The sequence below is a fragment of the Micromonospora sp. ATLC20 genome (genome assembly GCF_057196585.1).
The window spans coordinates 1-13,416 of the sequence record NZ_JBXUOV010000159.1 but is presented as its reverse complement, the minus strand read 5'-3'; the positions used below and the strand labels follow the sequence as shown (position 1 = coordinate 13,416).

Genomic DNA, 13,416 nt, shown 5'->3' with positions numbered 1-13,416 from the left:
GTCCGGCCCGGCGCTCGGGCGCCGCGCATCGACGTGCTCGGCCTGCGCAGCGCGCAGGCCGTCCTGCTGCACGACTACTGGCGCGCCCACCCGGGCGTCGACCTCGACGTGGTGACGCTGCGGGTCGACGACCCCCGGCAGGTCGCCGCCGCCGTCCGGGCCGGCGACGTCGACGCCGCGTTCCGCACCGTCACCGACCCGGCCGCGCTGCCGCCCGAGGTACTGATGGTCCGCGCCTTCGACTCGCCGCTGCAACTGCTCGCCGGTCCCCGGCACCCGCTCGCGTCCGCGCCCACGCTCACGCCGTCCGAGCTGCGCGGACACCGGCTGCGGGTGCCGGGCATCGTGCCCGGAAGCGAGTGGGGCGAGTTCTACGAGCAACTCGCCGACGCCTTCGACCTGTGGGTGGACGCGACCGGGCCGAACTTCGGCACCGAGGTGCTCCTCGACGAGCTCGCGGACTCCGCGGACGTGGCGACGCTCGTCGGCGCCCGGGACCGCTACCTCTGGCCCGCCGGCCACGACCTGCGCCGCATCCCGATCACGGATCCGGGGCTCGCGTACCCGATCAACCTCATGCTGCCCCGGACCGGTCCGCACCCGGGGCTGCGGCCGGTGATCCGCCACTTCGCGGGCCTGCCGCCGCTGCCCGGGCCGGTCTGGCGGCCCGCCTGGCCCGGGTGATCAGGGCTGCGACGTTCGCCGCGCCAGGTGGACCGTGACGTCCGAGGTGACCTCGACCGTGCCGGGCAGCACGTCCCGGACGCGGCGGAACACCTGCTCACGGACATGCGGCGGCAGTTCGAGATAGGCCGAGACGGTCGACAGGAGACCGACGTAGTCGTCGGCGCTCATCGTGATCCGCCGCGCGATCTCCGACTGGCGTACGTCGGTGAACCACTCGGACGCGCGCAGCTCCGTGCCGGGCCACTGCATGCCGGCCTCCGGCGGCGTCCCGTCCGGCGACGGGATCTCGTCGTCGGCGAGGAACTCGGACCGGGCCGCGGCCACCGCGTCGCGCACCGCCGGGTCGGCCGGCCGCAGCGGCCCGCCGAACGACGCGAACACACCACCGGGCGCGAGCAGCCCGGCGATCCGCTCCCACCGCCGGTCCGGGTCGGTCCAGTGCAGCGCCGCTGCCGCGTACACCAGGTCGTGGCGCTCGACGGCGCGCAACTGCTCGAACGCGGCCTGCCGGACCCGCACGTCGGCCGGGACGTGCCGGCGCAGTTCGGCGAGCATCGCGGAATCCGGGTCGGTGGCGGTGACCGCGATGCCGCGCCGCGCGAACAGCCGGGTGGCCTTGCCGGTCCCGGCGCCGATCTCCAGTGCGGTCCGGACCGGCCGGTCCGCGTACGCCAGCACCAGGTCGGCCAGCTCCTCGGGGTAGCCGGGCCGGAACCGTTCGTACGCCTGCGCTGCCGCCCCGAAGCTCAACGCGCGATCCGGCATGCCGGTCATCCTTCCACGATCGGTCCTTCGTTCGCGGCTATCGTGCGCGGTGTGGGCGAACCCGGCTGGCTGGACGACACCCGCACCTCCTACGACACGGTGGCGTCCAGTTACGCCGACCTGCTGCGCGACGCCCTGGCGAACGAGCCGTTCCAGCGCGGCATCCTCGCGCTCTTCGCCGAACTGGTCCGGGTGCGGGGGAGCGGGCCGGTCGCGGACATCGGCTGCGGACCGGGCCGGATCACCCGGCATCTCCACGATCTGGGCTTGAGCGCGTTCGGCATCGACCTGTCACCGGCGATGATCGACCTGGCGCGGCGCGACCACCCGGGCCTCCGCTTCGAGGTGGGTTCGATGACCCGCCTCGACCTCACCGACGGGTGCCTGACGGGTTTGCTCGCCTGGTTCTCGCTGATCCACGTCCCGGACGGTGAGATGCCCGCCGTCCTCGCCGGATTCCACCGGGTGCTGCGGCCCGGCGGCGTCGTGCTGCTCGGATTCCACGCCGGTGACGGCAGCCGGCTCAAGACACAGGGGTACGGCGGGCACCCGATGCGCGTCCACGTGTACCGCCGTCCACCGGGGCGGGTCGCGGCCTGGCTGACCGACGCCGGCTTCACCGTCGAGGCCGAGATGACGCATCACCCCGCCCCGGACGTCGAAGGCGGCTTCGTCTTCGCCCACAGTTGAGATCAGGCCCTCGCCCTACGCTTCCGGATCCCCGGTCACGTGCGCGGCGACGGCGTCGGCCACGTGCTCGGGCGGGGGAGAGGCGTCGATCAGGTGGGCGTCGGTCACCGACGCGAACGTGTCCAGCGCCCGGGCGACGTGGTCGTGCCGCCAGCCGCGCGCGCCGGCCTCGATCTGGTCGGCGTCGATGCGGGCACGCAGCCGGTCCTCGGGGAGCGTGAGCACGACCTCGCGGACGTCGATGCCGCAGGCGCGGATGCCGCCGAGGATCTCCGCCCGGTACGCCGGAAGGAGAAGGCTCATCGGCACGATCCAGACGCCCGCGTGGTGCCGGTCCAGCCCGGTGACCGTCTGCACGACGAGGTGACGCCACAGGGGCAGGTCCTGGAAGTCGCCGGTCGGCGGGGTGACGAACGCGGTGAGCATCGAGCCGAGGAACTCCGGGTCGAACAGCCGCGCGTCCGGAAGCGACTCCGTGAGCAGCCGCGCGGTGGTCGTCTTGCCGACACCGAACGCGCCGTTGATCCAGACGATCACGCGATCATGATGCCATCACGCGGCGAAGTCGACGCCGGCGAGCGGCACGCCCCGGTACGCGGCGAGGCGCTCGGCCTCCGCGACGACCGCGTCGCGGGTGCTGCCGGTGAGCTTTCGCCACGGCTGGACCGCGACGGTGAACGACCGGCCGGACTTGCGGGGCCGCCAGGTGCCGGCCAGCTCACCGTCGGCCAGCACGGCGCCGGGGCGGCCCAGCACCGGCCACAGTTCCTTCGCGCGGGCCGCGTCGGGCACGAGCGTCGCCCGGTCCTTCGCCTGGAGGAAAAGGTCGAACGGCCCGAGCAGGCGGGTCGCCGTGGCGTCTGCCGACGCCAGCGCCGCCTCGTCGGCGGCCAGGACCCAGCGCGTCTCGCCGTCGACGCTCACCTCGACCGCGTCGTGCGGCCAGCGGGCCTTGACCTCCTTGACCGGGGCGTCGAGGTAGTCGGCGACATGCTTGGGCGTGGCCGGGCCGAGCAGCCGCAGGTAGGCGCGGATGAGCTCGAACCGGTCGCCGGGTGCGGCGGCCGGACGGAAGCCGCGGATGCGTTCCAGGATCGGCGGCGACGTGTCGAGCCGCAGCTCCAGCCCGGCGCGCACGGCGGCCAGCCGGAACGGCATCTCGTAGAGATGGATCGCGTCGCACGGCCGGCAGTGACGCAGGTAGGGCTCGGGCATCACCTCGGCGAGCCCCCCGGAGACCGCGCCCTTGACCGTCGGCGTGCGGACGATCTCCCGCATCCGCGCGGCCACCTCGTCGAGCGCGGCGACGATGCCGATGCCGGCGGCCTTGAGCGGCTTCGCCGCGTCGTAGATGCGCTTGCCCGCGTCGGCGTCGGAGAACGGCTCGACCGCGGCGGCCACCGCGCCCACGTCGGCGCGGCGGTAGAGGTGTGGGGCGCCGCGTACGGTCCAGAGCAGAGCCACGTCGTCGCCGGTCAGCGGGGCCACGTCGACGCCGCGCGTGGCGAGCGCCCACCGGCCTCCGTCGGGGCCGGTGTCCTGAACGCCGATGTCGAGCACCGCGGTGTCGGCGAGCGAGCCCTCGGCCCGGTCGAGCTGCTGGGCGCGCACGCGGAAAGCCATCACCTGACGCCTGTCGGTCATCGACACAGCGTAGGCGGCAGCACCGACACGTCCGGCGCGGAGCGCCGACCGGCGTGGCCGCGTGCCGTCAGCGGGCGGCGCGCGGCGCGGGGTCAGTCCGCCGGTCCGGGCCGGAGCGCTTGAGCAGGAACACGCCGCCGCCGATGAACAGGACGCTGAGCACGATCCCGACCAGGTTGCCGTCGGCAAGCGTGGCGAAGATGCCGAGCAGGCCCAGGATGACGGCGACGCCGCCGACCAGGCGCATGAGGTAACGACCGACTGACTTGCCCCGTGAATCCACCATGGACGCCCGCCTACCCCCGCCGCCACGCCGGCAAACGGGCGGAATCGGGTCAGCGAGCCGCGAGCAGCCGTTCGCGGACCTCGCGGCGCAGGATCTTTCCGATCTGGGAGTACGGCAGTTCGTCGACCACAACGACCCGGCGGGGCACCTTGTAGCCGGCCAGATGGGTGCGGCACGAGGTCCGGATCGCCTCCGGGGTGACGGCCACCGCCGGGTCGACCACCACCGCGGCGACGACCTCCTCGCCGTCGTCGGTGGGCATGCCCACGGCGGCGGCCTCGCGTACGCCGGGGACGCGGCGCAGCGCCTCCTCCACCTCGGACGGGTAGACGTTGAAGCCGCCGGTGATGATCAGCTCCTTGATCCGGTCGACCACCGTGACGAAGCCGTCGGCGTCCATGGTGACGATGTCTCCGGTACGCATCCAGCCGCCCGGCAGCAGCACCTTGGCCGTCTCCTCGGGCCGGTGCCAGTAGCCGGAGAACACCTGCGGCCCGCGGACCAGCAGCTCACCGGCCTCGCCCGGGGAGCGGTCCCGGGACGGGGCCTCCGGGTCGACGATGCGCACGTCGGTGGAGGGGAACGGCACGCCCACGGTGCCGGGCCGGCGGCTCGGCGCGACCGGGTTGCCCACGGTGATCGGGGACGTCTCGGTCATCCCGTACCCCTCGACCAGCAGGCCGCCGGTCACCTGCTCCCACAGCTCCACGGTGGCCGGTGGCAGCGACATCGCGCCGGAGATCGCGTACCGGATGGAGGTGAGGTCGACGCCACGCTCGCGGGCGGCGGTGGCCAGCTTCGCGTAGACCGGCGGCACCGCGGGCAGGAACGTCGGCGGGCGGCGGCGGACCGCGTCGAGCACCTGGTCGGCGTCGAAACGGGGGAACAGCACCAGTGTGGCCCCGATGCTGACGGCGAAGGTCAGGCAGAGCGTCAGCCCGTAGGCGTGGAACAGCGGCAGCACCGCGTACACGGTCTCCTCGCCGTCGCGCAGGCCGGGCACCCAGGCCCGGCCCTGCGCGGCGTTGGCGCGCAGGTTGCGGTGGGTCAGCACCGCACCCTTCGGCTCGCCGGTGGTGCCACCTGTGTACTGGAGCAGCGCCACGTCCCCGGCCTCGGGCGCGGGATGCCCGGCGGGCAGCGGCCCGGCGGCGGCGACCAGCTCCGACCAGGGCAGCGCGCCGGGCGCGGGGGCGGTCATCGCGGCCCGCGCGGCGCGGACCTTCGGCAGCGGTACCCGCAGCGCCCACCGCTTGAGCCGCGGCAGCGCCGCGGTCAGGTCGACCGACACCACGGTACGCACGGCGCCGCGTCCCGCCACCAGCGGCGCGACCTTGTCCCACACGATCGCGACCGTCGCGCCGTGGTCGGTGAGCTGGCGGTCCAGTTCGTCGGCGGTGTAGAGCGGGTTGTGCTCGACGACCACCGCGCCGAGGCGCAGCACGGCGTAGAACGCGACCACGTGCTGCGGGCAGTTCGGCAGCACCAGCGCCACCCGGTCGCCCGGGCCGACGCCGAGCCGGCGCAGCGCCTCGGCGGCGCGGGCCACCTGGTCGGCCAGCTCGGTGAACGTGGTGGTGGCGCCGTAGAAGTCGAGCGCGACCCGGGGCCCGAACCGTCCGGCCGCCTCGGTGAGCAGGTCGACGAGCGAGCCGTCCGGCTCGGCGATCTCGGCCGGGACCCCGGGTGCGTAGCTGCGGGTCCAGGGTCGCTGGGCGGTCGCGTCCATCGCCGTTACTCCTCGTCGCGCGGATGACGACCCCAGCCTAACGTGACCGGGCGGTAACCTACGCTGACGTAGGTTGCCGGGTAGGTCACACCCGCGCAGGTCAGCGACGGCGGGTCGAATGCTGGTGCACCACCCGCCGGCCCTTCATGATCCCGAAGACGATGACCGCGGCGAGCGCGATCACGCCGATGACGACGAGCCAGCGGACCGCCTCCAGCAGCAGCCCGAGCAGGATGAGCACACCGGCGACCACGCCGACCACCCAGAGCAAAGCGCGCATGTCCCAGCCTCCCGTCGTACGGTGGGCAGTGCGCTTTCCCGCTGCTCGTGCGGCCATGCGCCGCCCGGTGGATCAGTGCCGGGCCACGTACACGGTGTTCGCCGCCTCCCGGCCCTGCAACGGGTTCGGGAACCGGACGACGTGCGCCACCGAGGTCGGGAACACCTCGGTGAGCGTGCGCTGGAACGCCGGATCCGGCGGATCGTTAGACCACAGCGCGAAGACGCCCTCCGGGTGCAGCAGCGCGGCCAGCCGCCGCAGCCCGTCGACCGTGTAGAACGGGGCGTGGCTGGGGTGCAGCACCTGGCGGGGGGAGTGGTCCACGTCCAGCAGCACCGCGTGGAAGCGGCGGCCGGGCTCGTCCGGGTCGAGACCGTCGCCGGCCACAGCGGCGAAGAAGTCCGCCCGGACGAACCGGGTACGCGGATCGGTGGCCAGGCCGGCGGCGAACGGCAGCAGAGCCCGCCGGTGCCAGTCGATCACGTCCTCGATCGCCTCGACCACCACCAGTGAGCGCACCCGGGGATCCTCCAGCGCGGTACGCGCGGTGTAGCCGAGGCCGAGCCCGCCGACCACCACGTCCAGCGCGTCACCGGTGAGCGGGGCCAGCCCGAGCCGGGCCAGTTCGATCTCCGCGACCGGGAAGGCGCTGGACATGAGGTACTCGTCGTCGAGCTTCACCTCGTACACCTCGGAGTCCAGTGCCGGGTCACGGCGCCGCCGCAGGCTGATCTCGCCGATCGGCGTCTCCCGCCAGGCCAGTTCCTCGAAACGCGCGCCCACCCGGTGTCCTCTCCGCTGATCCGTCCCCGGATGCTACCGGCCGGTCCCGGCCCGGCCCGGCGAAACGGCGGCGGACGGCGGTCAGTCGGCGGGGCGGGTGGCGACCACCACGGTGTCCAGCGCGTCGACGGTCCCGCCGTCGGTGCCCGGGACCGGCCGGCGGGTCGTCTCGGCCCGCTGCACGCGCAGCCCGGCCAGCCCGTCGACCACCGACTCCGGCGTGAGCAGCACGTCCGGGTCCTGCGGGCCGCCGATGCCGCCGGAGAGGTTGGCCAGGTCGTGGCCCACCACCACGAGCGTGCCGCCGGGGCGCAGCGCGGACTTCGCCGCGGCGAGCACCCCGGCGAACTCCGGCGCGGGCAGGTGCAGGTAGCTGATCAGCACCAGGTCGTAGCTGTTCGGCACGGGCCGGTACGCGGTCACGTCCGCGACCCGCCAGTCGACTGTGACGCCCCGCGCGGCGGCCAGTTCCCGCCCCCGGTCGACGGCGACCGCGGAGAAGTCCACCGCGTTGACCCGCCAGCCCTGACCGGCCAGCCAGACCGCGTTGCGGCCCTCGCCGGCGGCGATGTCCAGCGCTGACCCGGGAGTCAGCCCGGTGACCGACTCGACCACGAAACGGTTGGGCTCAGCGCTCCACACCAGTCCGGGCGTGTCGGCGTACCGGCTGTCCCAGGCGCTGCTGTCCACTGTGTTCCCTCCTCCGGCGGCCCCACACCGCCATGGTGACCGTACCGGCCACGGCAAGCGCTCCCACGGTGAGTCCCCACACCGGCGGCAACTGCTGCGCGAGCACGAACACGCCCATCACCACGACGAACCAGCCGAACACCCGGCGCAGCAGGTCGGCCGGGATCCGGCCGGTGAGCCGGCCACCGAGCAGGCTGCCGACGACGGCGGCGGCGGTGACCCCGGCGGCCAGACCCCAGTGGATCTGCACGCTGGACAGGTAGCCGGCCAGGCCGGCGAACGACTTCATCGCGATGACGACCAGCGAGGTGCCGACCGCTACCGGCATCGGCAACCCGCCCAGCAGGGCCAGGGCCGGTACGACCAGGAAGCCGCCGCCGGCGCCGACCAGGCCGGTGACCAGGCCGACGACCACACCGTCCCCGACCACCCGCAGCATCGGCAGCTCGTGCGGCACCGGGCGGCCCTCGGCGGACCGGCGGCCCCGGATCATCGCGACCGCGGTGGCGAGCATCATCAGCGCGAACGCGGTCAGCAGAACGCTGGCCGGGACGAACTCGGCCAGCCGGCCGCCCGCGTACGCGCCGGTCATCCCGGCCACACCGAAGATGAGCCCGGTACGCCAGCGGACCCGGTTCGCCCTGGCGTGCGGCAGCACGGCGACGGCGCTGGTCACGCCGACGACGAGCAGCGAGGTGGCGATCGCCTCCTTGGCGGGCAGATCGGCGACGTAGACCAGCAGCGGCACGGCGAGGATCGACCCGCCGCCGCCGAGCAGGCCCAGCGTCACGCCGATCAGCACCGCGCCGGCCAGCGTCAGGACGAGAGTCGTCACTTGCGGCTCCCGTCCCGCAACTGCCCGACGATCGTGTCCAGGTCGCAGCTCGCGCCGCGGTTGTACGGCAGCTTGCTCAGCAGCATGCCCATGGCGCAGGTGTTGGTGAGCGCGGCGAACGTGAGGCCCGCGCCGATGAACGCGGCGACCCACTTCAGGCCGGGGACGAACACCGAACCGACGATCGCGGCGAGCACGATCGAGCCGGCGACGAGGCGTACCTGGCGCTCCAGGTCCCAGCGCGGCCGGCCCTGGTTGACCGGGGCGTTCGTGGCCTGCCAGGCCAGCATGCCGCCGTCGAGCACCTTCACGTTGGGCAGGCCGACGGTGCCGAGCGCCTGACCGGCCTGGCCGGCCCGGACGCCGGAGCGGCAGATCAGCACCACGTCCTCGTCCAGGTGGCTGCGCAGCTCCGCGCGGTGCTCCCGGAGCAGGTCCAGCGGCACGTTGTACGCGCCGGGGATGTGCGCCGCCTCGAACTCACCGGGCGTGCGCACGTCGAGCATCCGGGGCGTACGGCCGGCGGCGATCAGCTCGCGCAGGGTCGCCGCGTCGATGGTGGTGGGGGTGGTCGTGGTCATGCTTCGGTCTCCTTCAGCGGGTGTTCTCGGGCAGGGTCGGGCGCCGGCCGGCGTAGGGGCACGCCGGCCGGGCGCTCGGGGAGAGGTCAGGCGGTGGGCGCCATGAGTACGCCGGCCGCCTCGGCCCGGCCGTACGAGTCGTCGATCAGCACCACGTCACGGCCGGCGTTGGCGAGCAGGGACGCGGCGGCGGTGGCCCGGTAGCCGGAGCCGCAGTGCACCCAGACGGTCCCGGCGGGGATGTCGGCGAGCCGCTTCGGCACGTCCGGCAGCGGCACGTGCACCGCACCGTCGATGTGTCCGGCCTTCCACTCGTTCGTCATCCGCACGTCGAGGACGACCTGCGGCGCGGGCAGCCCGGCCGGGGTCTTCCCGGCCTGCGCGGCGGCGAGCGCGGTGAAGTCGGCCACCGCCATCTCCCGCAGCTGCGACGGGTCCGTGGTCCACTGCTCGGGCTCGCCGGTGGCCTGGGCGGCCGGGCGGTCGATGCCGATGCGGACCAGTTCCCGCTGGGCGTCGGCGACCTGCTCCGGGGTCTGCGCCAGGAACGTGATCGGCACGCCCCAGTCGATCAGCCAGCCGAGCCACGTCGACATCGGCCCGTCCAGGCCGAGGCTGACGGTGCCGGCCAGGTGCGAGGCCGCGTACGCCTTGCGGTGGCGCAGGTCGACCACCCACTCGCCGGCGGCGATACGACGGCGCAGCTCGTCGGCGTCGGCGCGGGCCACCGGCGTGAGGTCGACCGGGGCGGGACCGGCGGCGTTGGCGACGCCCATGTGGGCGTAGTAAGCCGGGTAGGCGTCCAGCCCGGCCAGCGTCTCGGTGACGAACTGGTCGGCGGCCAGCCGCAGCACCGGGTTGGCCTCCTTCTCCCGGCCGATCGTCGACTCGGGCGCGTCGGCCTGGCTGGCCGAGCAGAAGCTGCCGAAGCCGTGCGTGGGCCAGACCTGCGCGCCGTCGGGCAGCAGGTCGGCCAGCTTGCGTGCGGAGGCGTACTGGTGGTGCGCCAGCTCGTGCGCGTACTGCTGGCCGAGCAGGTCGGTGCGGCCGGTGGTCCGAACAGCAGCGAGCCGCCGGTGAACACGCCGGCCGCCGTCCAGCCGCCGTCGGTGGCCTCGTCGAGTGCGTACGACAGGTGGTGGAACGTGTGACCAGGGGTGCCGATCACCCGCAGCCGCATGGTGTCCGACACCGGCACGGTGTCGCCGTCGGCGGCCGGGGTCCGGTCGAACCCGACCGTGTCGGCGGCGGCCACCAGGTACTGCGCGCCGGTGATCCGGGCCAGCTCCAGGCCGCCGGAGACGTAGTCGTTGTGGATGTGCGTCTCGACCACGTGGGTGATCCGTACGCCCTTGGCGCCGGCCAGGTACAGGACGCGGTCGATGTCGCGCTGCGGGTCGACCACGATCGCCACCCGGCCGTCGGAGGCGAGGTAGCTGCGGTCGCCGAGCGAGGAGGTCGCGATGACGGACACGTCGAGAGTCATGTCGTTTCCTCTCATTGCCTATATACCCCGGGGGGTATGCATGGGACAGTCTGCGGCCTGGGTTCTCCAGGCAGGTGTTTACCCGCCCGCGTCGCTGTCACACGGCGCGGGCGGGGCTCAGCCGGTCAGGCGGACGCCGTCAGGCCAGGGAGCCGTCAGGCCAGGGACAGGAAGAGCTTCTCCAGCTCCTCCTCGGTCATCTCCGGCTCCTCGCCCGCCTGGCGGGCGGCGTCGCAGTAGCGCATGCCGGAGGCGATGATCTTGAAACCGGCCCGGTCGATGGCCTTGGAGACCGCGGCGAGCTGGGTCAGCGCGGCGCGGCAGTCCTCGCCGTTCTCCATCATCTCGATGACGGCGTTGAGCTGCCCCCGGGCCCGCTTGAGCCGGGTCAGCGCCTCGCCTGTCATCTCCGGTCGAAGATTCACGTCGTACCTCCTGCGCTCGAAGATACCCCAGGGGGTACCCGTGCCGCCACCCGTCAGGCGGTCTTGGCCCGGACCTCGTCCATGTCGAGGTCACGCACGGCCCGGATCAGCTCCTCCAGCCCGGCCGTCGGCAGGGCGCCCGGCTGGGCGAACACCAGCACGCCGTCCCGGAACGCCATCAGTGTCGGGATCGACCGGATCTGGGCGGCCGCCGCGAGGGCCGGCTCGGCCTCGGTGTCGACCTTGCCGAAGACGATGTCCGGGTGCTGCTCGCTGGACTTCTCGTAGACCGGCGCGAACGCCCGGCAGGGGCCGCACCAGCCGGCCCAGAAGTCGACCAGGACGATGCCGTCCCGGTTGACCGTCTCTGCGAAGTCGGTGGTGGTCAACGCCACGCTGGCCATCAGTACCTCCGTCGGTTCGGGTTCCGCCATGTGTAACACACCCCCGGGGGTATCCATTCCGGGCGGGTGGTCCTGGCCGCCTTGATCGACTCCAGTTCGGGGAGGTGGCGGGGTTCGGGCGGGTGTGATGCAGCCACCTCGGCGTACTGGCGGAGCGGGCCGACAACGACGGGCCGGTGAGGGACACGCAGGGTCGCCGGGAGATCGACGGAGCGCTTATCCTGTGCGCCGACCATCCCGGCGGGAAGGGACCCGATGGCGTCGCGGCAGGACCAGCTGCACTCGTACCAGTTCACCGTCCAGCGGGCGGTCGCCGCGCTCGTCATGCGGGAGACGGACCCGCCGCAGTCCCCGTTCCGCCGGCTGGCCGGCGCCGGTCTGGCCAGTGTCCTGGTCGCGGCGATCGCGCTCGGCGGCGTCGCCCTCTACGGCCTGTTCACCGGCGGCGGTGACTCGTGGCGCGAGACGGGCGCGGTGATCGTGGAGAAGGAGTCGGGCGCGCGATTCGTCTACCGCGACGAGAAGCTGCACCCGGTCTCGAACTACGCCTCCGCGCTGCTGATCATCGGGGCGGAGCGGCCGAAGACGGTGCTGGTCGGCCGCCGCGCCATCGAGGGGGTGCCGCGCGGTCTGCCGCTCGGCATCGCCGACGCGCCGGACTCGCTACCCGCGCCGAACCGGCTCGTCCGCGACGCGTGGACGCTCTGCTCGGCGCCGGGCGACGAGGCCGGGCGCGGGGAGGCCGGGCGTCCGGCGGCCGGGCGCGACGAGGCCCGGTCGGTGCTGCTGATCGGGCGGGAGGCCACGGGCGGCCGGGTGCTCGGCGACCAGGGGCTGCTGGCACGGCACCCGGACGGCGGCCTGCACCTGCTCTGGCACGACCGGCGCTACCTGCTGCGCGACACCGACCGGGTGCTCGCCGCGCTGGCCGCCACCCGGGAACGGGCGGTGCCGGTCGCGGCGGCGCTGCTCAACACGCTGCCGGCCGGCGCCGACCTGGCCCCACCGCCGGTGGACGACCTCGGCGAGCCGTCCGAGCGGGTCACCGGCGCGGCAGTGGGCGACGTCTACCTGGTGCGCAACTCCGGTGGCGGGCGGCAGTACGCGGTGGCCCAGCGCGGCGGGCTGGCCGGCATCACCGAGTTGCAGGCGGCGCTGCTGCTGGCTCGCACCGGCCAGCGGGAGCCGGAACCGATCACGCTCGGCCGGTTCGCCGCGCTGCCGAAACTGCCCGGTCTGGTGCCCGGCGGGGCGAGCGCGCCGCCCGCCGCACCGCCCCGGCTGGCCACCGCCGAGAGCGGTGCGATCTGCGCGCGCGCCGGTGACGACGCCGGCGTCCGCGAGATCCGCGTCGGCGTCACCGCGCCGGACCTGGCCGCTGCCACGCGGACACCGGGCGGGCGGGCCGGGCTCGCCGACGAGGTGGTGGTGGAGCCGGGACGCGGCGCGCTGGTCGAGGCGGTGTCCGCGCCGGGTGCCACCGGCGGTGCGGTCTGCGTGGTCACCGACCTCGGACGGCGGTACGCGCTGACCGGCGCGGACGTGCCGGGCATGCTCGGCTATGCCGGGGTGCGCCCGGCGCGACTGCCGGCGGGCCTGGTGGACCTCCTGCCGGCCGGTAGCCCGCTCGACCCGGAGGCCGCCCGCACCGTCGCCGCGCCCGCGTGAGCCCCTGGTCGGCAGGAGAAGGCTCAGCCGGCGGGGCGGCGCAGCACGCTCACCGCGAAGTCGGCGTCGTCGCGCCACGGCCGCAGATCCCAGGTGGCGAAGCGGTGCTCGGGGCGCAGCCCGGCGGCGACCGCGTCGGCGTCCAGGTCGGCCACCGGGTAGCCGCGGTCGGTGGCGAAACCGACCACCACCAGGCCGTCCGGGCGTACGTGCGCGGCGACGCGGGCCAGCACGTCGCGTTCGGTGCCGGGCGCGACGAAGACCATCACGTTGCCGGCCAGCACCGCGGCGTCGAACGGCTCGCCCTCACCCTGGGCGGCCAGGTCCAGCTCGGCCAGGTCGGCGACCAGGAAGCGGGGACCGGGATGGTCGGCGCGGGCCGCCTCGACCAGCGTCGGGTCCGCGTCCACGCCGACGGCGTCGTGCCCGCGCGCGGCGAGCGCGGCGGCGACCCGGCCGGTGC

The 13,416-nt window shown here is 74.2% G+C and carries 16 protein-coding genes and 1 pseudogene; 3 read left to right on the top strand and 14 right to left on the bottom strand.

Going from position 1 to position 13,416, the window contains the following annotated elements; genetic code table 11:
• Positions 1-684 (top strand): LysR substrate-binding domain-containing protein (locus AC2CHG_RS24880; RefSeq protein WP_484525694.1); only part of this gene is annotated, 684 nt, incomplete at its 5' end.
• Here the strand turns inward: AC2CHG_RS24880 and AC2CHG_RS24875 are convergent.
• The gene (locus tag AC2CHG_RS24875) at positions 685-1,452 is read right to left on the bottom strand and encodes a class I SAM-dependent methyltransferase (RefSeq protein WP_484525693.1); all 768 of its coding nucleotides are present in this window, start codon (positions 1,450-1,452) and stop codon (positions 685-687) included. It lies immediately after the preceding gene.
• 42 nt (positions 1,453-1,494) lie between these two features.
• On the opposite strand from AC2CHG_RS24875, the gene AC2CHG_RS24870 reads away from it, so the two are divergent.
• Entirely contained in the window at positions 1,495-2,142 is a 648-nt protein-coding gene (locus AC2CHG_RS24870; protein WP_484525692.1) for a class I SAM-dependent DNA methyltransferase, read from the top strand.
• A 15-nt stretch (positions 2,143-2,157) separates the two neighbouring features.
• Here AC2CHG_RS24870 and AC2CHG_RS24865 read toward each other — a convergent pair whose 3' ends face one another.
• From AC2CHG_RS24865 to trxA, 12 genes and pseudogenes are all read right to left on the bottom strand, one after another.
• On the bottom strand, positions 2,158-2,679 hold the full coding sequence (locus AC2CHG_RS24865; protein ID WP_366620619.1) for a P-loop nucleotide/nucleoside kinase family protein: 522 nt from the start codon (positions 2,677-2,679) through the stop codon (positions 2,158-2,160).
• A gap of 15 nt (positions 2,680-2,694) precedes the next feature.
• Complete coding sequence (locus AC2CHG_RS24860; protein ID WP_484525691.1) at positions 2,695-3,786, bottom strand: DNA glycosylase AlkZ-like family protein; 1,092 nt, start codon at positions 3,784-3,786, stop codon at positions 2,695-2,697.
• A gap of 67 nt (positions 3,787-3,853) precedes the next feature.
• On the bottom strand, positions 3,854-4,072 hold the full coding sequence (locus AC2CHG_RS24855; RefSeq protein WP_366620623.1) for a hypothetical protein: 219 nt from the start codon (positions 4,070-4,072) through the stop codon (positions 3,854-3,856).
• A gap of 49 nt (positions 4,073-4,121) precedes the next feature.
• Entirely contained in the window at positions 4,122-5,801 is a 1,680-nt protein-coding gene (locus tag AC2CHG_RS24850; RefSeq protein WP_484525690.1) for a long-chain-fatty-acid--CoA ligase, read from the bottom strand.
• 100 nt (positions 5,802-5,901) lie between these two features.
• A complete protein-coding gene (locus AC2CHG_RS24845; RefSeq protein ID WP_484525689.1) occupies positions 5,902-6,081 on the bottom strand; it encodes a hypothetical protein in 180 nt (59 codons plus the stop codon).
• A 72-nt stretch (positions 6,082-6,153) separates the two neighbouring features.
• Positions 6,154-6,864, bottom strand: a complete 711-nt coding sequence (locus AC2CHG_RS24840) for a polyamine aminopropyltransferase (RefSeq protein ID WP_366620627.1) — start codon at positions 6,862-6,864, stop codon at positions 6,154-6,156.
• Between the two features lie 81 nt (positions 6,865-6,945).
• Positions 6,946-7,554, bottom strand: coding sequence for a class I SAM-dependent methyltransferase (locus tag AC2CHG_RS24835; RefSeq protein WP_366620629.1), 609 nt, complete (start codon positions 7,552-7,554; stop codon positions 6,946-6,948).
• Positions 7,493-8,389 carry a sulfite exporter TauE/SafE family protein gene (locus AC2CHG_RS24830; RefSeq protein ID WP_262015445.1) on the bottom strand — a complete coding sequence of 299 codons (897 nt, stop codon included), beginning with the start codon at positions 8,387-8,389 and terminating at the stop codon, positions 7,493-7,495. Before AC2CHG_RS24830 ends, AC2CHG_RS24835 begins: the two co-directional genes overlap by 62 nt.
• The gene (locus AC2CHG_RS24825; RefSeq protein ID WP_114920221.1) at positions 8,386-8,970 is read right to left on the bottom strand and encodes a rhodanese-like domain-containing protein; all 585 of its coding nucleotides are present in this window, start codon (positions 8,968-8,970) and stop codon (positions 8,386-8,388) included. The genes AC2CHG_RS24830 and AC2CHG_RS24825 overlap by 4 nt, the downstream gene beginning before the upstream one ends.
• Before the next feature lie 86 nt (positions 8,971-9,056).
• Positions 9,057-10,456, bottom strand: a pseudogene (locus AC2CHG_RS24820) (rhodanese-like domain-containing protein).
• Positions 10,457-10,611: 155 nt separating this feature from the next.
• A complete protein-coding gene (locus tag AC2CHG_RS24815; RefSeq protein WP_013285930.1) occupies positions 10,612-10,881 on the bottom strand; it encodes a metal-sensitive transcriptional regulator in 270 nt (89 codons plus the stop codon).
• Between the two features lie 53 nt (positions 10,882-10,934).
• On the bottom strand, positions 10,935-11,285 hold the full coding sequence (gene trxA, locus AC2CHG_RS24810; protein WP_120570220.1) for a thioredoxin: 351 nt from the start codon (positions 11,283-11,285) through the stop codon (positions 10,935-10,937).
• A gap of 255 nt (positions 11,286-11,540) precedes the next feature.
• Between trxA and eccB the strand changes: the two genes are divergently transcribed.
• The gene (eccB, locus tag AC2CHG_RS24805; RefSeq protein ID WP_357209644.1) at positions 11,541-12,953 is read left to right on the top strand and encodes a type VII secretion protein EccB; all 1,413 of its coding nucleotides are present in this window, start codon (positions 11,541-11,543) and stop codon (positions 12,951-12,953) included.
• 23 nt (positions 12,954-12,976) lie between these two features.
• On the opposite strand, the gene AC2CHG_RS24800 is transcribed toward eccB, so the two are convergent.
• Positions 12,977-13,416 (bottom strand): class I SAM-dependent methyltransferase (locus tag AC2CHG_RS24800; protein WP_484525688.1); only part of this gene is annotated, 440 nt, incomplete at its 5' end.

Bases quoted from the DNA above. Each gene is read 5' to 3' on its own strand.
- AC2CHG_RS24875 (WP_484525693.1), bottom strand. From the start codon at position 1,452: ATGCCGGATCGCGCGTTGAGCTTCGGGGCGGCAGCGCAGGCGTACGAA.
- AC2CHG_RS24860 (WP_484525691.1), bottom strand. From the start codon at position 3,786: ATGACCGACAGGCGTCAGGTGATGGCTTTCCGCGTGCGCGCCCAGCAG.
- AC2CHG_RS24855 (WP_366620623.1), bottom strand. From the start codon at position 4,072: ATGGTGGATTCACGGGGCAAGTCAGTCGGTCGTTACCTCATGCGCCTG.
- AC2CHG_RS24850 (WP_484525690.1), bottom strand. From the start codon at position 5,801: ATGGACGCGACCGCCCAGCGACCCTGGACCCGCAGCTACGCACCCGGG.
- AC2CHG_RS24845 (WP_484525689.1), bottom strand. From the start codon at position 6,081: ATGCGCGCTTTGCTCTGGGTGGTCGGCGTGGTCGCCGGTGTGCTCATC.
- AC2CHG_RS24825 (WP_114920221.1), bottom strand. From the start codon at position 8,970: ATGACCACGACCACCCCCACCACCATCGACGCGGCGACCCTGCGCGAG.
- trxA (WP_120570220.1), bottom strand. From the start codon at position 11,285: ATGGCCAGCGTGGCGTTGACCACCACCGACTTCGCAGAGACGGTCAAC.
- eccB (WP_357209644.1), top strand. From the start codon at position 11,541: ATGGCGTCGCGGCAGGACCAGCTGCACTCGTACCAGTTCACCGTCCAG.